This is a genomic window from Paenibacillus terrae (assembly GCF_000943545.1).
GTDB classification, from domain to species: domain Bacteria; phylum Bacillota; class Bacilli; order Paenibacillales; family Paenibacillaceae; genus Paenibacillus; species Paenibacillus terrae_A.
Genome location: NZ_JTHP01000033.1, coordinates 16,068 through 34,900, shown reverse-complemented (window position 1 = coordinate 34,900; position 18,833 = coordinate 16,068). Strand labels below are relative to the sequence as shown.

The window sequence follows — 18,833 nt, the reverse complement described above, 5'->3', positions numbered from 1 at the left end:
TAGAGAAATGTTTCGAGCATCAAGCAAGGGGAGTATATGGATTGCGCTCATGGTTGTATTGCTGCTTTTATCAGGCTGCGGAGCTGGAGGCGCGGGTAAGAGTGTGGATTCCGGTGGAGCGACTGGAACGGATAAAGGAACGACGGATACACAGGGAGCGGCTTCAACCGATTCGGTGCGTACCATTGAGCATGTGTTGGGTAAAACCGAGATTAAGGGGACACCCAAGCGGGTCGTAACGCTGTATAACGGAGCCAACGATGTTATGATCGCCTATGGTATAAAGCCTGTGGGGATTGTGGAGTCCCATGGTTCGGAGCCCGTGTATGACTATTTAAAAAAGGATCTCGCAGGGATTCCCACGGTCGGGTTGGAAACACAGCCGAGCCTGGAGGAGATTTATAACCTGAAACCGGATGTCATCATTGCAACCCGATTCCGTAACGAGGCGACGTACCAGCAATTATCGGAAATTGCCCCTACCGTGGCCGTCAACGAAGTATATGAGTGGAAGGAAACCGTAAAACTGATCGGACAAGTGTTGAATCAGGAGGACAAAGGAACACAATTGCTGGCGGATTGGGATCGGCGTGTAGCGGATTTCAGGACGAAAATGGGTGACCGTCTGCCGATTAAGGCCTCCATTGTTAATTTCCGCGCGGACCATGCACGTATTTATTATATGGGCTATGCCGGGAAAATTCTGAAAGAGTTGGGCTTTACCCGTCCTCCTGCACAAGAAGGGGATCAGTGGGGAGTTAAAGTCAACAGCAAGGAAAGCATACCCGATATGAATGCAGATACATTGTTCGTATTTAACTCCGGTAAGGATCAGGCTGCGATTGAAAAAAATGTTGAAGCCTGGACCCGTCATCCTCTATGGAAAAACCTTGATGCATACAAGAAAAATAGCATTTTTAAGGTCGACGAAGTGAACTGGAATTTGGCTGGAGGTTATCTGAGCGCGAATCGGATGCTGGATGATCTTTATAAAATGTATGATCTGAAATCATAAACCTACATGACAATAAGAACAACGGAAATATAGCAGAGGGGTGAGGGGTTATATCTCTCATCCTTCTTTTATGTTGTACCAGGCTGTTGGAAGAGTGAGGCTATGCAACGATGCTAACGACAAATTTAAGAAAATGGACTGGACTTGGTGTATGCCTGATTTTGTTGACAGGAGCTTTATCTCTTGGCCTACTGATGGGTAGAACGCTAATTAATCCAAATTTTATGATTTCTTCCTTATTTCATTATGATGCTCAAAATGTAGAGCATGTGCTGATACATACCGAACGTTTGCCGCGCACGGTCATTGCTGCTGTTGTAGGCGCGAGCTTGGCGATGGCAGGAGCCTTCATGCAGGCACTTACCCGCAACCCGTTGGCTTCGCCCAGTACGTTCGGTATCAATGCGGGTGCTTTGTTCTTCGTCTCTATCGCAGCGGTTGCGTTTTCGGTCGAGTCCATGATGTCTCTGATGGGCTTTGCCTTGATCGGCGCAGGACTGGCGGCTATTCTGGTGTACGTCATCGGATCATTAGGCAGGGATGGTTTGACACCAGTCAAGATTGTATTGTCCGGCTCTGCCATTCACGCTTTGTTTATGTCGATGATCCAAATTATTTTGGTGATGAATGAAACGGGGATGCAAAATGTGTTGTTCTGGATGGCAGGCTCTGTCAGCGGACGCTCGCTGGAGATGCTACAGCCATTATTTCCTTTTATGCTAGCGGCTGGGATCTCGGCGATGTTTATGGGTAGAGCGGTGAATCTGCTCGTGACCGGGGAAGATGTAGCGAAGGGCTTGGGGCAAAATATCTTATGGGTAAAATGCGTGATGGGCCTGATTATTGTGGTGCTGGCTGGATGCTCTGTTGCTATTGCGGGGGCGATTGGCTTTGTCGGTCTGATCATTCCGCATGTGGCGCGTGCTTTGGTTGGTGCGGATTACCGCTGGATTACCCCTTTTTCGGCGGTACTGGGTGCTTTGCTATTGGTGTCGGCGGATACCGCAGCCAGAGTGCTGATTTCGCCGCAGGAAATTCCGATTGGCGTCATCACAGCTTTGATCGGGGTTCCCTTTTTCGTCTACATTGCCCGTAAAGGGGTGGCGTGGAAATGAAGCGCGTGAATTTGAAGCATGGGACTGGCAGAGACGGCATGAATATGAGGCGTTATGTGACGCTGCGCAGCAGAAATGGCAGGTTTCATATCCAACTGGAAAAAAGAGCGTTATGGATCATGGGCGGACTGACCTTGGCGCTTCTGATCATGGGCGTGATGAGTGTAGGCTGGGGAGATACGTATGTGCACCCTTGGGAAGTGCTTCGAGCGATATGGGGGCGTGGCTCAGGCGATTATGATTTTATTCTGTACAGGCTGCGGTTTCCGCGAGCGCTTACGGGAGTGCTGGTTGGTGCGGCTCTGGGCATCGCGGGAGCGGTGCTTCAGGGCATTATCCGTAATCCGCTGGCATCCCCGGACATTCTCGGGATTACAGGCGGAGCATCCGTAGCGGCAGTTACGTTCATTGCTTACGGGGGAGCTGTTTTGAGCATTCAATGGCTACCTGTGGCGGCTGTCGCTGGAGCGCTGGTCGTATCGCTGCTTGTGTATATATTGGCCTGGAAGGATGGTGTGACACCAATCCGACTGGTGCTGGTGGGAATTGGTTTGGCTTCTGCTATGAGCTCGATTACGACGCTGATGCTGGTCATGAGCTCGTCCTTTACAGCCGGAAAGGCTTATATTTGGCTGACGGGCAGCGTGTATGGAGCATCGTGGAATAACGTATATACCATGCTGATCGCTGTTGTGATCTGCACACCTTTGGTTCTCTATTTTTCACGCAGCCTCAACACACAGGAGTTGGGGGATGATGTGGCTACCGGCTTGGGAGTGGAGGTGCAGCGGCATCGTGTGATGTTGCTGCTGCTCAGTGTGATTCTTGCTGGAACTGCCGTAGCAGTTGCGGGAGCAATTGGTTTTGTAGGTTTAATCGCGCCGCATATTGCGCGCAGATGGGTAGGCCGCTCTATGGGTAGCCTGACGCTGGTGTCAGCACTGGTAGGGGGATTGCTGGTGTATCTCGCCGACTTGCTGGCCCGTACGGCTTTTTATCCGATTGATATTCCCGCAGGCATTTTTACAGCAGGGGTGGGCGCACCGTTTTTCCTGTATTTGCTGCTCCAGCGGCGAAATCGGCATTAAAGCCGAGCTAGAATTTTTTGACACTTATGGGTGTTTTTCTTTTTTTAATGGAATATAGAAGATCTTAAGTTCGCAGTTTATAAAAGGGGAGGGAAGCTGCATGGGTTTAGAGGTAAAGGACCTGATGATTAACTACGGGACAGATCCGGTCATTCAAGAGCTGGACCTGCAAATTCCGGAGGGAAAGATTACGGTGCTGGTGGGCAGCAATGGGTGTGGAAAATCGACGATTTTGCGTGCCATGGCGCGGCTATTGAAGCCTGCGGCGGGAGCGGTGCTGCTGGATGGACAGGCTATTGCCCAGTTACCCTCTAAGCAGATTGCCAAAAGGCTATCCATTTTGCCGCAGGGACCGTCAGCGCCGGAAGGACTGACCGTGTATCAGTTGGTCAAGCAGGGCAGATATCCACATCAGAGCTGGCTGAAGCAGTGGTCGGCAGAGGATGAAGCACAGGTACAAAACGCGTTGCAAGCGACGCAATTGGATGCTTTTGCAGATCGCCCGGTAGATTCCTTATCTGGCGGGCAGCGTCAACGAGCATGGATTTCCATGACTTTGGCACAGGGGACGGATATGATCTTACTGGATGAGCCGACGACCTATTTGGACATGACGCATCAAATTGAGATTTTGGACCTGCTGTTTGATTTGAATGAACGAGAAGGGCGGACCATTGTCATGGTGCTGCATGATCTGAATCTGGCTTGTCGCTATGCGCACCACATGGTTGCGGTATACGATAAGCGCATTTACGCGCAGGGAAAGCCGGAAGAAATCATGACCGCAGAGACGGTGGAAAAGGTATTCCAACTGCGCTGCCAAGTCATTCCTGATCCCTTGTACGGAACACCGATGTTTATTCCTCATGGAAAGGGGAGGAAAATGGATGCCGTACGCCAAAGGGTCTTCGTTTGAGGCTGCGGAATGGTCATATCTCACGGAAAAATTGCGAATAGGCAGCAGCGGAGAGCAAGCTCCAATCGGACGTTATGATCTACCTGCGGCTGATTTGCTGGATGCAACTCAATGTGCTATGTATCTGGATCGGCTGGCAGGGCTGCATGATTTTTCTGCACGCAAGGTAACGGCCTCTGTTTTGGCGAAGCGGTACGGTTTTTTGATCGTGTCCCCGGCTCTGTATGCCATGTCGGTATATAACAAGAGGCTGGAAGTCAAGATTGCTGATTGTGCAATTCAATCTGCTTTTGTCAAGGATACCTGGCTTCCAAGGTTGCATTTGAACAGACTGCTCGTTACGGAATGTGACAGCGGAAAGAAGGGTGAGGATGGGGGAGACAGCGGTCTAGAGCAGCGTCATGCTTGGCGTGATCACGTCATCCGGCATGTATTTGCAGAGCATTTGGCACCGATGTGGCGATCTCTGTCCGCTGTTGCTTCCATTCCGAGGACGGTATTATGGGAAAACACCGCTATCTATGTCTATGCGCTATATGAAAACCGTATCCGGCAGGAGCTAAAAAGCGGGGATCGGTCGCGGACAGAAGAGGATTTTAAATATTTGACCTGTGAAGCTCCAGCTCACTTGTTTGGTGAACGGCAAAATCCACTGGCCCGGTATTTTGGTTCTCCCCGTTCAGAGAGAGCGGCGGTACCTGTAACGGCATCGGTATCCGCCACGCCCACTGCGGCCGTGAAAGCTGTACGTGTTCGCAAAACCTGCTGCTATTTTTATCAGCTGAAGGAAAAGGGCAGCTATTGCCCTACCTGTCCGAAGCTACATTGTACGAGCTAAGTATAAGCTACGATGTTTGAGCTGTAGTGAGATGGAATTTTGCCTAAGCGGCCATTTCGCCTGCTTTGATTTCTATATGCATAATGTGAGTTTGGTTATATCACGAAAGGAGCTGGTTTGTATGTTCCGGATTCAACCTCGGGTTCAGGGGGTAACGACGGACCTGCTGGAGCTTTATCAGCATGTTAGTGCTTCTACCCTTGGGCATTTCACGGATTTTGGATGTATGCAGGGAGCACAGCCGTTGTTCCGTCCCATTCGTTTGTTGGGGAATGCAGTTACGGTCAGGCTTCCCCATCTGGACTCCACCGCTGTGCGTCATGCACTGGAATTGGCACAAGCAGGTGATGTCCTTGTCGTCGATATGTCCGGTGACGATGCCAGAGCCTGTTGGGGAGAATTCAGAGCCTATGTAGCGATGAAAAAACAACTTGCTGGTGTCATTGTTTCCGGTTGTGTCACAGATGTCGGTATCTTGAACCAGCTGCAATTTCCCATCTTTTCCAAAGGAATTAGCGCCTTGACTACACGTACACTAGAACTGGAGGGGGAGGTGAATACCCCGATTAGCCTATTTGGGGTCAGCGTACATCCAGGTGATCTCATTTTGGGTGATGACGATGGTGTATTTGTAGTGAAGCCGGAGGAAGCATGGGAATTGGGGAAAAAAGCTGTGGAAAAACAGCGTAAGGAAGAGCTTACCCGCAAGCAGTTCGGATACGATCAGCTTTTGAATGCCCGGCTGGAAAAGTAGACATTGCACGCGCGTCAGGTGTCCGGTATAGTGTGGATAAAGATTTTGCCATCCTTGGCGCCGCGTCCTGCTTTTTTACCCGTCAGATCTATTTGGATACCCTGATCCTGAGTACGTACAGTCCGCACAAGCTCCTTTTTAGGAGCATTTTTTTACATACAACGCATTGACGCAGAGGGGCTTTTTTTGTTTTATTGTCAATCTCATCGCATGACATCTGGGAGAGAGCAGGAGGGAAAACGATGAACCACCAGCAATTGTAGGAATTTCCCAGAAGCCTGGATGCTGTAGAGGAAATACAGATTCGCACCGGGAAAAATGTGAACGATTTAGAACCCCTAGGGTTTCATATTACCGAAAGCGAAATAGGACATGAGATTCTTCGAATGCAGGGCAAATTTTTTTTGATAGCGGTTCCATTTATATGAGAAAGCACCATCGTTTTGCGGACATGCCCTTACACAATCATGATTTTATTGAAATGAATTATATGTATTCCGGGGAATGCAGACAGGTTATTGACGGCAGGGAAATTAGGCTGGAGCAGGGGCAGATATGTATTTTGGCTGATTTTCTGGCTAACGTTGTATCCCGGGACAGACGACACAACCGTTATATTTTATTTCATTCCCAGCAGCATGAGAATGTACAGTATATTTTTAAAAATATGTTGTGTGAATTTCTATCCCCCCAGGATTATGCTCAGCAGATGCTAAGTCATTATGTGCCTTTGCTGCTTACCGAGCTGATGCGGGTGTATCAGCTGGATATGAATTTTGAGCTGGATCATAAGCCGGGTAAAGCGAGCATTATTGATATTTTGCAATACATTGAGCAGCATTATCAGGATTGCACGCTACCCCAATTGGGGGCGGCGTTTAGTTTTAACGCTAATTATCTGGGGAATTTGCTTAAAGAGCAGACAGGCAAAACCTTTCGGGCTTGTCCAAACCCAACGGATGCTGCACGCGGAGACGCTACTTCGCCATACGAACCACAGCATCAGCGAAATAGCGTATGAGGTGGGATACGAAAGCCTGGGCTTTTTTTATCGGAAATTTAAGGAGTACTCAGGCTAAACGCCCAGTCAATATCGAGAGTGTCAGGGGCGGGTGAATGAGGTTTGAGATTGACAACAAGGTTCGAATAAAAGGAAAAGAGCTGTCCCTTAGTAGCTAAAACTACCTTGGGGACAGCTCTTATTAGGAGATTTTGCTTAGCAAGGATTAGTCTCTTCCTTGGTTAGTACCGGCACTGCGAAGTAAGGCACCGATGTTGCAGGATAGACTTGTTGCAATTATGAAGTAGCCGTTTCTAGCATGCCTTCGAGATCTTTTTTGGTCAGATGGTAATGCTCGTTGCAAAAATGGCAATGTGCTTCGGCCTGTCCATCGGTATGGATCATATCTGCGATTTCCTCACTACCTAAGCTGATAATGGCATTAGAAACTCGTTCCTCAGAGCAGGGGCAATGGAATTGCACAGGCATGGTTTCCAATACTTTAATATTGTCTTCTCCCAAAATCTGTCCAAGTATCTGCTCCGGCGTCAGTCCTTGCATGACCATAGCGGAAATACTCGGAATGGCCTCAAGGCGTCTCTCAATAAAACTGATTACCTCTTCCTGCGTACCCGGCATTAGCTGAATAATAAATCCGCCAGCCGCCTGAATGGAGTTGTCAGGATTGACAATCACCCCGGCTCCAACAGAAGAAGGAATTTGTTCGGATTGGACCAGATATGAGGTGAAGTCCTCACCCAGCTCACCTGATATAAGAGGGACTTGTCCGACAAAAGGCTGCTTTAATCCGATATCCTTGGATACAATCAGCGCTCCATCTGTTCCAACTGCTCTGGCGACATCTAATTTCCCTATATGATTAAGGTCGAAATGGGTTTGCGGATTTTTTACATAACCTCTAACTTCCCCTTTGGCATTGGTATCGACAAGAATAGTGCCAATGGGGCCGCCACCGTTAATCCTGATCGTCAGTTTATCCTCATCCTTAAGCATGGCCCCGAGCATGACGCCGACCGTCATGGAGCGTCCCAATGCAGCCGATGCCGTGGGCCAGGTATGATGACGCCGTTGTGCTTCACTTACCGTCCCCGTCGTTCTGACGGCGTAAGCCCGGACCTGGTTATTGTAGGCAAGAGCTTTTACTAAATAATCGTTCATGTTCATGATCCTTTCTGCGATTTCAACTTCTTTACAAAACCAATTTTTCCTGAATCCAGTTCTCCAAAGAAGTAATTTTGGCAGCATAACCCGCTTTATAAAAGTCAGCGGATAATGATGCGATGGTTTCCCTTTTCAGAACTGCCTTCCAGGACGTTTCCGCCTCTTCCATCAAATTTGTCAGCAGGCAACACTGATCTTCTTCCTTTAAATCAAGCATATCGTTGTAAATACCGCTGGAAGAATAGAGTGTCTGTTGTCCTTCGATCGCAAGATAAATATCAAATACCCGAATATTCTCAGGTTTTTTCTTTAATTTAAACCCGCCTTTGACCCCGGGAACAGAAGTAATCAAATCAGAGCTGACCAATTTTCGTAACAACTTATGAAAATAAGTGGGCGAAGCACCTAATTGTTGGCTGATGGCCTCTCCTGGCAAAACCGCTTTGTCTGGCAGCATCGCGAGTAGCAGGAGGGCGTAGACAGATTGTTCGACGCCTGTTTTCATATGCATTAGCATCACCTCTATACATTCAAAATCTGTAATCAGGCTAATATGGATAATGATTATCCATATAAGTGAATGATAGAGGAGCTTTTCGTAAAAGTAAACTATTTCTCAAAAATTTAATTCATTTGCAATTCATAACGGGACACATTATTATAATTGACATATCAATTATCAATTGATATATCAAATAATTAAAGCGGTGAGGGGAATCGTAAAACGATACTCTGACAGTGCAGCTATTTTACTGATTATATGTGATGGTGAAGGAAATGGGACAGGTGTTTACTTCTTCAGTGATATAGCATTTCACCAGCGATACAAATACAGGGAGGTTCATTGAAAAATGACTATTCGGAACGTTGCACTATCTATACTAGACCTTGCACCCGTCATTGAAGGCGGCACTCCTGCCGATTCCTTCCGTGATACCGTTGCTCTTGCCCAGCATGCCGAGCAATGGGGATATCACCGGTACTGGCTGGCGGAGCATCATAACATGCAGGCGGTGGCCAGCGCGGCTACTTCACTGGTTATCGGGCACGTAGCTGCGCATACCAACAAGATTCGGGTAGGCTCAGGCGGCATCATGCTGGCTAATCATGCTCCGCTCATGATTGCAGAGCAGTTCGGAACGTTAGAGTCACTGTATCCGGGACGGATTGATCTGGGACTGGGTAGGGCTCCAGGCACAGATCAGCCTGCCATGAGGGCGCTACGGCGAGGGCTGCACAGCACTGGTGAAGATTTCCCGGAGCAATTAAATGAGCTGCGTTCCTATTTCAATCCAGCGCTAAAAGGGGGAGTTCCGGGTGTACGGGCGGTTCCGGGAGAAGGGCTGGATATACCGATCTGGCTGCTGGGATCAAGCGGATTCAGCGCACAGCTGGCAGGTCAGCTTGGGTTGCCGTTCGCGTTTGCCAGTCACTTTGCCCCGGCTCATTTGCTACAGGCTCTGGAACTGTATCATCGCAATTTCCGTCCATCGAAGGCACTGGATAAGCCGTATGTGATGGTTGGCGTCAATGTGGTTGTTGCAGATTCTGATGAGGAGGCACAGTGGCTTTTCACTTCACAAGAACAGCAATTCCTCAATGTGATACGCGGGCAGAGCGGGAAACTAAAGCCACCAGTTGATGACATGGAGAAGCTCTGGAGTGAGCAGGAGAGGGAGGCGGTTCGCGGTAATATGCTGGGGTATTCTGCAATCGGTAGCCCTGATACGGTCAAGCAAAAGCTTGATTTTATAATGAATCAGACGAGAGCCAATGAGCTGATTACAACTTCTCATATATATGATCATCAAGCGCGCCTGCGGTCGTATGAATTGCTTGCCCAAGTGATGCGAACAGACGAGTAGTTAATCAAATAGTAAGGCCGTGCCGAAAAAGGTTCTCACAACCCGATTCTGGCACGGCCTTATTATATTTTAAAGCTTATACTTACGAAATAAATAGGTTGGGGTGCAGCTCCACGCGTGACAGTAGCTGTTGATTAAATAACTGCCGTAGGGAGAAAAGGCTTTATTATGGGGGGATCGTACAATTCCCAGAACGTGTCGGCTCCGTCCCGGTCACCTGTGATCAGCAAAGCTTCGACCAAATAGTGATGCATATACGGTTCGTACTAACTGACGGTGAACAACAAAGAATAGTCGAACAAATACGTATCATCCGGTATGAGCGATGGCGTAATGAACAGATTCGCTGCGACTTGGCCCCGGTCATCCGGTACTCCTGCGAACAAGTAGAGGCAGCGTTTAACAAGCTCGTTATTGCCAAAAGTTTCATAATTAGCTAACGCCTGAAGTCGCAAATCGCCCAGCCACAGTCGTCGATCCCGCTTGGGGCCATCCTCGAACACTTCCTGCATACAGTTTTGCAGGGTACGGATGCTGACTTGATCAATATCCCGCAGGAGTGGATCAGCATGTTCCAACGGGACAAGATGTGAAGCATCTGCCGAGGTTACAGCCTGAATCTGTATGTCATCGAAGGCTACACGATATTTCATGGACGTATCTTTAATTTCAAATTTGACATAACGGAAACTGTAACGACGCGGTAACTGGATTGCGCCCGGCAGCACGTCGATATATAGCGTTTCCTCCTGTAGCCATGAGCTGCTAATCCAGCCTGTATAGTTGGAAAAGGGCTCCGCGACTTCGACGGGCATTTCACCAAAGGTTAGCTTGAGATGAAGTGACGCATCCGGCGGACTGCCGACTGGACGAACAGAGAAGGAGAGATATCCGACCTGATGCGTGCCAAAGTCGAGAATAAATTCATCTCCTTTGCCGTAATGCTGCTGCGACAGCGTGGAAACGGATTGCACCGGATGTGTTTTCCAGCCATGCATCGCGTCTGCATTATGGACAATCTCGACCATTTGCTGTGGCGGGGCAGTGGACGTATTCAAATGCGGTTGTGCTTGAACCGCCTAGTTAATAAAAGCTTCATTACGTGCAATTTTTATTTTGTCAGCTTGCTGAATAGGAGATGTTTCTGACATGTGAATGCCTCCTTTAGGATAATTAAACCGATTGAGGAAGGATATCTTTATTTCCATGAACATTCGAAGTGTTCTCGCCTTCAGACGCATCCTGCGCCCGATTTCGTTCCTGAATGTCGTTACGGATTTGCGGGAAAATGTGATCCAGACGATAAAAGTACATAATAATCATCGAAATGACCGTTAAAATCAGCGGAATGATGAGATAATTCAGTTGAATGGCGAACAGGCCGGAAGCGCTTTGTGTTTGATTGGGAGCATAATTCCCCCACGTTAAAAATACACCGGAAACAGCACCTGCCAGAGCCATAGCTACCTTTCCGATAAAACCATTCAGTGAAGAAATAAAGCCCGCTGCGCTAATGCCGGATTTCCATTCTCCGTAATCAACCGGGTCGGCTTGCATGGAGAAGTAAATTGCTGACCGAGCGCCGTTTCCCAGGGCAGAAATGACAGCACCGACGATTAAACCGAAGATGTACCAGGGCGTATTCCCTTTACGCGCAGAAAAGGTTTGGGCAACCGTCACTTTTTCCTGCCGGAGCTTTACTTTTTTCTTCTACATTTTTGAAAGTTACAAAAAACAACATCATACCCACAACCGAGAAAATGACCATCGTCCAAAAGAATCCGTGCGCCTGTGATCCGTTACCTAGCATACGGACCAGCGGCATCGTCAATACACTAACCGCCGTAGCTCCAATGAAAGAAAAGATAATACGGGTCGTCGCCAGCACTGTACGTTCCTGTCCATCCCGAGTGAGGCTCGGCAAAATGGAAGCCATCGGGATATTGACCATCGTATACGCCAGCGATAAGCCCATATAGGTGAAATACGCGTAAATCAGTTTACCGACAGGGCCGATATCCGGCACGTAAAAGGTAAGAATACTCAAGATACCGAACGGAATAGCTCCAAACAGAAAATAAGGCCGTGATTTTCCCCAGCGTGTACGGGTTTTGTCGATAATAATTCCCATAATGGCATCTGCTACACCATCTACAATGCGTGTAACTAACAGCAACGCACTGACCGCAAGTACCTGTAGCCCCATGACATCCGTATAGAAAAACATTAAATAGAGCGTGATCATTTGCCAAATCAAGTTACATGCAAAATCGGCAACTCCGTAACCGAGACGCTGTTTCCAAATGCCTGCCTTTGTAACCATACTCATCCCTCCGTAGACCCCTATGTTGCCAATACGGCAAGATTAGAGGATAAAATCAGTAATTCAGCTTCCTTGAAGAGGCGGTGCTTTGTTGTAAGTTGAATGAGGCGGCTCCGGATTGCCTTCCAAACTTACATTTATTAAAGCGCTTTCTCTCCAGCGTGGCAATTACCGTTTTACAGATGAACGCATTCTTTTTACAGGTTATTAAAAATTAATATTTATTTTTGATTATTTTTGTATTATATATTTTCAAATCAAAACAAACGTGTTATAGTCTCCTTAAACCAAGAATACCCACTGTAATAAAGCTATTCAAAACTAAAACTGAATTTGGAGGTCATTTTCCTATGGTACAAAGTCTGTGGAATTCTTCACAAGCATCTGAGCAAAAAAACACGTTGGAACAACTCGTATATCGCTCTAACCTTATCGGCACGGACAGGAGTGTGTGCAACTGGGGAGGCGGCAATACTTCGGCCAAAACGACGATACAGGATTTTCGTGGGCGTGAAGTAGAAGTAATGTACGTCAAAGGCAGCGGTTCTGATCTTGCTACAATGAAAGCGCATAACTTTACAGGGCTTCGTATGGAGGATATCCGTCCCTTGTTCGAAAGGGAAGATATGTCTGACGAGGATATGGTCGCGTATCTGGCGAATTGTATGATAGATGCCAAGCATCCGCGTGCTTCGATTGAGACGCTATTACACGCTTTTTTACCCTTTAGACATGTGGATCATACCCACCCGGACGCCATTATCAGCTTGTGCTGTGCACATAACGGCAAGGAAATTGCGAAAGAGATTTTCGGTGACCGTTTTGTATGGGTGCCTTATATCCGTCCTGGCTTTAAGCTGTCCAAGATGATTGCCCAAGGTGTACTTGATCACCCCAAAGCAGAATTAGTATTGATGGAAAAGCACGGTCTGGTTACATGGGGAGGAACTTCCGAGGCAGCCTATGCGAAAACCATTGAAATCATTCAAGAAGCAGAAAGCTATATTAAGGCTCGCCAAGAGGAAAAGCAGTCGTTTGGAGGCGCGAAATATAAAGCGCTTACCCACGAGGAACGCCGCAGTATTGCGTCTAGCGTCATGCCATCCGTTCGGGGAGCGGTCAGTGATGAGAAGAAGATGATCCTTACCTTTGATGATGCAGAGGACGTGCTGGAGTTTGTGAACGGTCAGGATTCTGCTGTATTGTCACAGATCGGGGCAGCGTGCCCGGATCATCTGGTTCATACCAAGGTGGTGCCGTTTTTTGTAGACTGGACACCGGACGTGGAGGATGTCGAGGGTTTAAAAATAAAGCTCGTAGAGGGTATCGCAGCCTATAAGGAGCAATACCAAGCTTATTTTGAACGCAATCGGCATGAAGGAGACGTTATGTTTGAGGCCGCGCCACGTGTGATTTTAATCCCGGGCATCGGCATGATTAACACAGGCAAAAGCTGGAGCAACGCGCAGGTGAGTGGCGCTTTATATCATCGTGCTATCGCGGTGATGCGAGGTGCAACGGCGTTAGGGCAGTTTGTTTCGCTCAGTGAAAACGAATCGTATAACGTGGAATACTGGCCCTTGGAGTTGTATAAGCTGTCACTCGCTCCGGCAGAAGCGGAATTTTCGCGCAAAATTGCGCTCATTACAGGCGGTGCAGGCGGAATCGGCAGTGCAACCGCACGTCGCCTGGTGGATGAAGGAGCACATGTCGTGCTGGCCGATCTGAATCTGGAAGGTGCGCAAAAGGTGGCCGCCGAGCTGAATGACCACTACGGAGAAGGCCGCGCTATTGCAGTCAAAATGGATGTGACACAGGAGGATCAGATTCAGGCTGCCTATGCAGAAACTGCTCTGACCTATGGCGGTGTGGATATCATCGTCAACAATGCGGGTTTGGCCACCTCCAGTCCATTCGACGAAACATCATTAAAGGAATGGAATTTGAACATAAACGTGCTGGGCACGGGTTATTTCCTGGTGGCACGGGAAGCGTTCAAGCTGATGAAGGAACAGACACTTGGCGGCAGCATGGTGTTCGTCGGCTCGAAAAACTCCGTCTATGCAGGTAAAAATGTAACGGCCTACAGCTCGGTCAAGGCACTGGAAGCGCATCTTGCCCGTTGTATTGCCGCAGAAGGCGGCGAATACGGTATCCGGGTGAATACAATTTTGCCGGACGCGATTCTGCAAGGCTCCGCCATCTGGAACTCCAACTGGCGCAACGAACGCGCCGCCGCCTACGGCATCGAGCCAGACCAGCTGGAGGAACACTACCGCAAGCGGACGACGCTGCTGGTCAACATTTACCCGCAGGATATCGCCGAGGGTATTGCCTTTTTCGCCTCATCCAAGGCGGAGAAAACGACAGGCTGTATGCTCACTATCGACGGCGGCGTACCCGCTGCCTTTACACGCTAGAACGTTATAAACTGAACTTAGAAGTTACTTTAATTTAGTTTATACAGCAAATATATTAGGAAGTGTCTGATTAATCTATTGAACTACTTTCAAATAAATCTCTGATTATAAGAACGATGTACTCTTTAAATGAAAAGACGTAAATAAGTAATAATAACTTATTTACGTTTCGTATTTTGTGCTTTTCCGAAAATGCACACCCAAAACTTTAAAATAGAAGTGACTTTATGGATGGTCAGCAGCGGAGCGGGTGGAATTGTTCTGAAGAAGCGTAGCGTTCGCCTTTGCAACGGGATTTTAACCTTATCTTGTGTTATAAAATGAAAAAATCCCGTTGCAACAGCGATCGGAAGAACAATCCGCACGCGAAGCGGCCTCCCCCATAACTCACTCACTTTTCAAGGAGGAATCACGATGAGCGATAAAGCGTACGCCTTATTCGAGGAACAGCAGCAACAAAGGGGCATTGACCTGGAACAAGTAAAGACAAAGCTGAAAGCGCTTAGCATAGAAACCCCATCATGGGGCTATGGCGACTCAGGTACACGGTTTAAAGTTTTTCAAAAAACAGGCGTGCCGCGTGATCCGTTCGAAAAGCTGGAGGATGCTGCACAGGTTCATGCAGTAACGGGATTGTGTCCATCGGTTGCCATTCATATTCCATGGGATAAGGTGGATAATTACGGCAAGCTCCGCAGCCATGCTGAAAGTCTGGGACTACGTCTTGGGGCGGTTAATCCGAATCTGTTTCAGGATGAAGATTACATGCTCGGCAGCGTCACCAATGTAGACCCGGCAATCCGCCGCAAGGCAACAAACCACTTGCTGGAATGTGTGGACATTGCGAAAGAAACGGGTTCCAACGATTTTAGCCTGTGGTTTGCAGACGGAACAAATTATCCGGGTCAGGGAGACATCCGCAAGCGGAAAAATTGGATGCTGGAAGCACTCAGCGAAATGTATAAGGCGCTTACGCCTGATATGCGCATGCTGATTGAATACAAGGCGTTCGAGCCAGCCTTTTATCATACGGATATTGCCGACTGGGGCATGGCGTACAATTACGCGACCAAGCTGGGATCGCAGGCACAGGTGCTTGTGGATACAGGGCATCATCTGCCGGGAGCCAACGTGGAGCATATTGTCGCGTTTTTAATTGATGAGAAGCGATTGGGCGGTTTTCATTTTAATAGCTACAAATATGCGGATGATGATCTCATCGTGGGCTCCGCGAATCCATATGAGCTGTTCTTGATTTTTTATCAAATTTTAAATGCGGCTCAGGATGTGGATACGGATATCCGACATACGGTGGACAAAATTGCTTATTTGATCGACCAGTCGCACAATATTGAGCAAAAAATTCCGGCGATGATTCGCTCGGTGCTGAATGTGCAGACTCAATATGCGAAGGCGTTGCTGATCAATCATGCAGAGGTGGAGGAAGCGGCGAACCGTCAGGATGTGCTGGGTGCGGAGGATGCTGTGCGTAAAGCGTTTGAGTTCGACGTTGCACCATTGCTCAAGGCAATACGTGAGGAGCAAGGACTACCCGCTGATCCGATGAAAGCTTATTTAGCGTCTGATTATGGCACGCAGATTTTGCAAAGAGGCAAGGGTGGTGCAAGCTGGTGAGCATCCTCGCATATGATTTGGGGGCAAGCAGCGGCAGGGTACTGCTCGGACGATTGACGGATTCACGTATAGAGGTGGAGGAAATCCATCGCTTTTCGAATGATCCGGTCAAGGTCGGGGAACGTCTGCACTGGGATATTTTGCGTCTGTATCACGAGGTTCAGCAAGGGCTGCTCAAAGCCAAGCACATGGGAGTGAACCCGTCCAGTCTGGCGATTGATTCCTGGTCGGTCGATTTTGGACTGATTGGAGAAACCGGAGAATTGCTGGGTAACCCTTATCATTATCGGGATTGGCATACCCACGGGGTGATGGAGGAAGTACATGGCCAACTGGGAAAAGAGTTTATTTTTCAGCACACAGGCATTCAGTTTTTGACGTTTAACACGATGTATCAGCTGTCTGCTATGCGAAAAGCAAAATCGCCGCTGCTGGAGCAGGCAAAGCATTTCTTGATGATCCCTGATTTGCTGCGGTATTTTCTGACGGGTGAAATGGTTAATGAATTTTCCAATGCGACCAGCACGCAGTTATATAATCCGTTGCAGCAGGACTGGGATGATGAGCTTTTGTCCGGTATCAGCATTCCCCGTTCCTGGTTTGGAAAGGTACTGGAGCCGGGAAGTGCCGCCGGTACGATCCGTTCCTCGGTCATGACTGATCTGGGCATCGGGGCGATTCCTGTCATTGCGGTCGCGGAGCATGATACGGGATCGGCTGTGGCGGCGGTGCCTGCGCTGGAGCGATCATTTGCCTATTTAAGCTGCGGAACGTGGTCCCTGATGGGAACGGAAACCCCGCAGCCCGTGATCAACGATGATACGCTGAGATTTAATTTTACGAACGAAGGCGGGGTAGGCCGGACCTACAGGCTGCTTAAAAATATTATGGGCTTGTGGATTTTACAGGAGGCACGCAGAGAGTGGGAGCGTCAAGGAACCTCCTATTCTTTCCCCGAGCTGGTACACATGGCGGAGCAGGCTCCGGCGTTTGCTTCATGGATCGACCCAGACGATGAACTGTTTCTGCATGCCGGAGATATGAAAACACGCATACGCCAATATTGCCGTAATACCGGGCAGCCTTTACCGGAGACACCGGGGGAGGTCACACGCTGTATTTTGGAAAGTCTGGCGTTGAAGTACCGTTACGTTTTGGAGCTTACGGAACGGGTGTCAGGACAACGGTTTAATGGGTTGCATATGGTCGGTGGGGGAATTCAGAATCGGCTGTTGTGCCAATGGACGGCCAACTCTATTCAAAAACCCGTGTGGGCTGGACCCGCAGAAGCAAGCGCAATCGGCAATCTTGCGGTACAATGGATGGCACAGGGAAAGTTCGCCGATATATGGGAAGCACGCCGGGTCATCGCGGATTCTATTTCCGTAGAGGTATATGAACCTGCCGAGTCGGAAGCGTGGGAGGATGCCTACGGACGATTCCGGCGTGTGACGGGACTTTTTGTACATTAAAGATGTGGAGTGAGATTGCCATGCTGGTTGCAGAAAGATATGAGATGATCGTACAGCTCGTCAATGAAAAAGGAAGCATCCGTGTGTCGGAGTTGAGTGAGCTGTGCAAAGTAACGGAGGAAACGATCCGCCGCGATCTGGACCGTTTGGAGCAGGCGGGACGGCTACGCCGTTCACATGGTGGAGCAGTCAGCGTCAAAAATGAGCAGCCCGAAACGCCGTATGCGGTACGGGAAATTATGAACGCAGAGGAAAAGCGCCGGATTGCCGAGGAAGCGGTAAAGCAGATTCAGCCGCATGATCGTATTTTGCTGGATGCCAGCACGACGGCCTGGTATATGGCGTCTATTCTGCCGGATATTCCGTTGACGATATTGACGAATTCGATCCGTGTAGCAACAGAGTTGGCGGGTAAGGAAAAAATTGAGGTCATTTCCACCGGAGGACAGTTACTACAGCGTTCACTGTCATTCGTAGGCCCGCTCGCGGAGCGCTCGTTGGAATCGTATTATGTGGATAAATTATTTTTCTCCAGCCAGGGGGTCCATCTGGATCGGGGCATTAGTGAATCGAATGAGCTGCAAGCCCGTTTGAAGCAAAAAATGGTCAGCATTGCAGACCGCGTGATTTTACTGGCAGATGCGAGCAAATTTGGGCAGCAGGCGTTTACGCATGTCGTGAAATTGTCGCAGGTGTCCGAGATTATTACCGACTCGCGGTTGTCGGACCCCATTCGCAGTCATTTGGCAGAGTTGTCGATTCCGGTTACGGTTGTATAAATTTAAAAATGTCGAGGTGGAGGGCGCTCCGCGCTTCATTTGATCTTACGATCGCTGTTGCAGCGGGATTCTCTGATGATGTAAAACATGTATAGGTGAGAATCCCACTGCAAGCTTATGCTTACGATGAGAGCTTTCCTTTGGAAAGCTTTTAGGCGATCGCTGACGCTTCTCCAGATTCAAATGAACCGCTCCGCTGGTATCCTCCGTAAGTGGATTTTTTTTGTAGTGAGTAGGTGTCGGTTCAAACCTAATGCCGACGGACCAGGTCAGACGCTCCACATGCAAACGGTATAACATCAAAGTAATTAGAAAACGCTTACTATACTAATAAACTAAACTCGTAAAATGTACACGTAAACGGAGTAGACGGAATGGTGCTGTACAAGCGAAGCGATCGCGATGGGAAGCACCATCCGACTGCGCAGTGG

At 48.6% G+C, this 18,833-nt stretch carries 18 protein-coding genes and 2 pseudogenes; 13 read left to right on the top strand and 7 right to left on the bottom strand.

Features of this window, described 5'->3' with window-relative positions:
• The first annotated feature begins 7 nt into the window (after window positions 1–7).
• From QD47_RS16360 to QD47_RS16335, 6 genes are all read left to right on the top strand, one after another.
• Complete coding sequence (locus tag QD47_RS16360) at window positions 8–1,015, top strand: ABC transporter substrate-binding protein (protein WP_044647149.1); 1,008 nt, start codon at window positions 8–10, stop codon at window positions 1,013–1,015.
• Between the two features lie 110 nt (window positions 1,016–1,125).
• A complete protein-coding gene (locus tag QD47_RS16355; RefSeq protein WP_044647148.1) occupies window positions 1,126–2,130 on the top strand; it encodes a FecCD family ABC transporter permease in 1,005 nt (334 codons plus the stop codon).
• Window positions 2,127–3,218 carry a FecCD family ABC transporter permease gene (locus tag QD47_RS16350; RefSeq protein WP_082067205.1) on the top strand — a complete coding sequence of 364 codons (1,092 nt, stop codon included), beginning with the start codon at window positions 2,127–2,129 and terminating at the stop codon, window positions 3,216–3,218. Before QD47_RS16355 ends, QD47_RS16350 begins: the two co-directional genes overlap by 4 nt.
• A 100-nt stretch (window positions 3,219–3,318) precedes the next feature.
• The gene (locus QD47_RS16345) at window positions 3,319–4,134 is read left to right on the top strand and encodes an ABC transporter ATP-binding protein (protein ID WP_044647147.1); all 816 of its coding nucleotides are present in this window, start codon (window positions 3,319–3,321) and stop codon (window positions 4,132–4,134) included.
• Window positions 4,106–4,972 carry an IucA/IucC family C-terminal-domain containing protein gene (locus QD47_RS16340; RefSeq protein ID WP_044647146.1) on the top strand — a complete coding sequence of 289 codons (867 nt, stop codon included), beginning with the start codon at window positions 4,106–4,108 and terminating at the stop codon, window positions 4,970–4,972. Before QD47_RS16345 ends, QD47_RS16340 begins: the two co-directional genes overlap by 29 nt.
• A 121-nt stretch (window positions 4,973–5,093) precedes the next feature.
• Window positions 5,094–5,726, top strand: a complete 633-nt coding sequence (locus tag QD47_RS16335) for an S-adenosylmethionine--2-demethylmenaquinone methyltransferase (RefSeq protein ID WP_044647145.1) — start codon at window positions 5,094–5,096, stop codon at window positions 5,724–5,726.
• Between the two features lie 56 nt (window positions 5,727–5,782).
• On the opposite strand, the pseudogene QD47_RS30845 reads toward QD47_RS16335, so the two are convergent.
• Window positions 5,783–5,943: pseudogene (locus QD47_RS30845) on the bottom strand (YlxR family protein); the annotation flags it as partial.
• Between the two features lie 207 nt (window positions 5,944–6,150).
• Between QD47_RS30845 and QD47_RS34165 the strand changes: the two are divergent.
• Window positions 6,151–6,279, top strand: a pseudogene (locus QD47_RS34165) (AraC family ligand binding domain-containing protein); the annotation flags it as partial.
• A gap of 406 nt (window positions 6,280–6,685) precedes the next feature.
• A complete protein-coding gene (locus tag QD47_RS34160; protein ID WP_082067204.1) occupies window positions 6,686–6,805 on the top strand; it encodes a helix-turn-helix domain-containing protein in 120 nt (39 codons plus the stop codon).
• 218 nt (window positions 6,806–7,023) lie between these two features.
• On the opposite strand, the gene hslO is transcribed toward QD47_RS34160, so the two are convergent.
• Both hslO and QD47_RS16320 read right to left on the bottom strand, forming a co-directional pair.
• Window positions 7,024–7,905 (bottom strand): Hsp33 family molecular chaperone HslO, encoded by an 882-nt coding sequence (gene hslO / locus QD47_RS16325; protein ID WP_044647143.1) that lies wholly within the window; start codon window positions 7,903–7,905, stop codon window positions 7,024–7,026.
• Window positions 7,906–7,936: 31 nt separating this feature from the next.
• Window positions 7,937–8,419, bottom strand: a complete 483-nt coding sequence (locus QD47_RS16320; RefSeq protein ID WP_044647142.1) for an Rrf2 family transcriptional regulator — start codon at window positions 8,417–8,419, stop codon at window positions 7,937–7,939.
• A gap of 340 nt (window positions 8,420–8,759) precedes the next feature.
• Between QD47_RS16320 and QD47_RS16315 the strand changes: the two genes are divergently transcribed.
• Window positions 8,760–9,773 carry an LLM class flavin-dependent oxidoreductase gene (locus QD47_RS16315; protein ID WP_044647141.1) on the top strand — a complete coding sequence of 338 codons (1,014 nt, stop codon included), beginning with the start codon at window positions 8,760–8,762 and terminating at the stop codon, window positions 9,771–9,773.
• 266 nt (window positions 9,774–10,039) lie between these two features.
• Here QD47_RS16315 and QD47_RS16310 read toward each other — a convergent pair whose 3' ends face one another.
• The 3 genes from QD47_RS16310 to QD47_RS32560 all read right to left on the bottom strand — a co-directional run bounded on the left by QD47_RS16310 (window position 10,040) and on the right by QD47_RS32560 (window position 12,102).
• The gene (locus tag QD47_RS16310; RefSeq protein ID WP_044647140.1) at window positions 10,040–10,831 is read right to left on the bottom strand and encodes an alpha-L-rhamnosidase-related protein; all 792 of its coding nucleotides are present in this window, start codon (window positions 10,829–10,831) and stop codon (window positions 10,040–10,042) included.
• Window positions 10,832–10,946: 115 nt separating this feature from the next.
• A complete protein-coding gene (locus QD47_RS32565; protein WP_052646784.1) occupies window positions 10,947–11,453 on the bottom strand; it encodes an MFS transporter in 507 nt (168 codons plus the stop codon).
• The gene (locus QD47_RS32560) at window positions 11,422–12,102 is read right to left on the bottom strand and encodes a glycoside-pentoside-hexuronide (GPH):cation symporter (RefSeq protein ID WP_200893449.1); all 681 of its coding nucleotides are present in this window, start codon (window positions 12,100–12,102) and stop codon (window positions 11,422–11,424) included. Before QD47_RS32560 ends, QD47_RS32565 begins: the two co-directional genes overlap by 32 nt.
• 344 nt (window positions 12,103–12,446) lie before the next feature.
• Here QD47_RS32560 and QD47_RS16300 point away from each other — a divergent pair, with 344 nt between their 5' ends.
• Window positions 12,447–14,516 (top strand): bifunctional rhamnulose-1-phosphate aldolase/short-chain dehydrogenase, encoded by a 2,070-nt coding sequence (locus QD47_RS16300; protein WP_044647139.1) that lies wholly within the window; start codon window positions 12,447–12,449, stop codon window positions 14,514–14,516.
• A 158-nt stretch (window positions 14,517–14,674) separates the two neighbouring features.
• On the opposite strand, the gene QD47_RS16295 is transcribed toward QD47_RS16300, so the two are convergent.
• On the bottom strand, window positions 14,675–14,881 hold the full coding sequence (locus QD47_RS16295) for a hypothetical protein (protein ID WP_044647138.1): 207 nt from the start codon (window positions 14,879–14,881) through the stop codon (window positions 14,675–14,677).
• 49 nt (window positions 14,882–14,930) lie between these two features.
• On the opposite strand from QD47_RS16295, the gene rhaI reads away from it, so the two are divergent.
• Genes rhaI through QD47_RS16280 form a run of 3 tightly spaced genes read left to right on the top strand, consistent with a single transcriptional unit; the run spans window position 14,931 to window position 18,402 of the window.
• Entirely contained in the window at window positions 14,931–16,151 is a 1,221-nt protein-coding gene (rhaI, locus tag QD47_RS16290; RefSeq protein WP_044647137.1) for an L-rhamnose isomerase, read from the top strand.
• A complete protein-coding gene (gene rhaB, locus QD47_RS16285; RefSeq protein WP_044647136.1) occupies window positions 16,148–17,623 on the top strand; it encodes a rhamnulokinase in 1,476 nt (491 codons plus the stop codon). Before rhaI ends, rhaB begins: the two co-directional genes overlap by 4 nt.
• Window positions 17,624–17,643: 20 nt before the next feature.
• Window positions 17,644–18,402 (top strand): DeoR/GlpR family DNA-binding transcription regulator, encoded by a 759-nt coding sequence (locus tag QD47_RS16280; RefSeq protein WP_044647135.1) that lies wholly within the window; start codon window positions 17,644–17,646, stop codon window positions 18,400–18,402.
• Window positions 18,403–18,833: the final 431 nt, after the last annotated feature.

What these genes read in the sequence shown, in the direction of transcription:
- QD47_RS34160 (WP_082067204.1), top strand. Translation starts at nt 6,686, where the DNA reads ATGCTGCACGCGGAGACGCTACTTCGCCATACGAACCACAGCATCAGC.
- QD47_RS16320 (WP_044647142.1), bottom strand. Translation starts at nt 8,419, where the DNA reads ATGCATATGAAAACAGGCGTCGAACAATCTGTCTACGCCCTCCTGCTA.
- QD47_RS16350 (WP_082067205.1), top strand. Translation starts at nt 2,127, where the DNA reads ATGAAGCGCGTGAATTTGAAGCATGGGACTGGCAGAGACGGCATGAAT.
- QD47_RS16360 (WP_044647149.1), top strand. Translation starts at nt 8, where the DNA reads ATGTTTCGAGCATCAAGCAAGGGGAGTATATGGATTGCGCTCATGGTT.
- QD47_RS16315 (WP_044647141.1), top strand. Translation starts at nt 8,760, where the DNA reads ATGACTATTCGGAACGTTGCACTATCTATACTAGACCTTGCACCCGTC.
- QD47_RS16280 (WP_044647135.1), top strand. Translation starts at nt 17,644, where the DNA reads ATGCTGGTTGCAGAAAGATATGAGATGATCGTACAGCTCGTCAATGAA.
- QD47_RS16345 (WP_044647147.1), top strand. Translation starts at nt 3,319, where the DNA reads ATGGGTTTAGAGGTAAAGGACCTGATGATTAACTACGGGACAGATCCG.
- QD47_RS32560 (WP_200893449.1), bottom strand. Translation starts at nt 12,102, where the DNA reads ATGAGTATGGTTACAAAGGCAGGCATTTGGAAACAGCGTCTCGGTTAC.
- QD47_RS16335 (WP_044647145.1), top strand. Translation starts at nt 5,094, where the DNA reads ATGTTCCGGATTCAACCTCGGGTTCAGGGGGTAACGACGGACCTGCTG.
- QD47_RS16300 (WP_044647139.1), top strand. Translation starts at nt 12,447, where the DNA reads ATGGTACAAAGTCTGTGGAATTCTTCACAAGCATCTGAGCAAAAAAAC.
- QD47_RS16355 (WP_044647148.1), top strand. Translation starts at nt 1,126, where the DNA reads ATGCTAACGACAAATTTAAGAAAATGGACTGGACTTGGTGTATGCCTG.
- QD47_RS16340 (WP_044647146.1), top strand. Translation starts at nt 4,106, where the DNA reads ATGCCGTACGCCAAAGGGTCTTCGTTTGAGGCTGCGGAATGGTCATAT.
- rhaI (WP_044647137.1), top strand. Translation starts at nt 14,931, where the DNA reads ATGAGCGATAAAGCGTACGCCTTATTCGAGGAACAGCAGCAACAAAGG.
- hslO (WP_044647143.1), bottom strand. Translation starts at nt 7,905, where the DNA reads ATGAACGATTATTTAGTAAAAGCTCTTGCCTACAATAACCAGGTCCGG.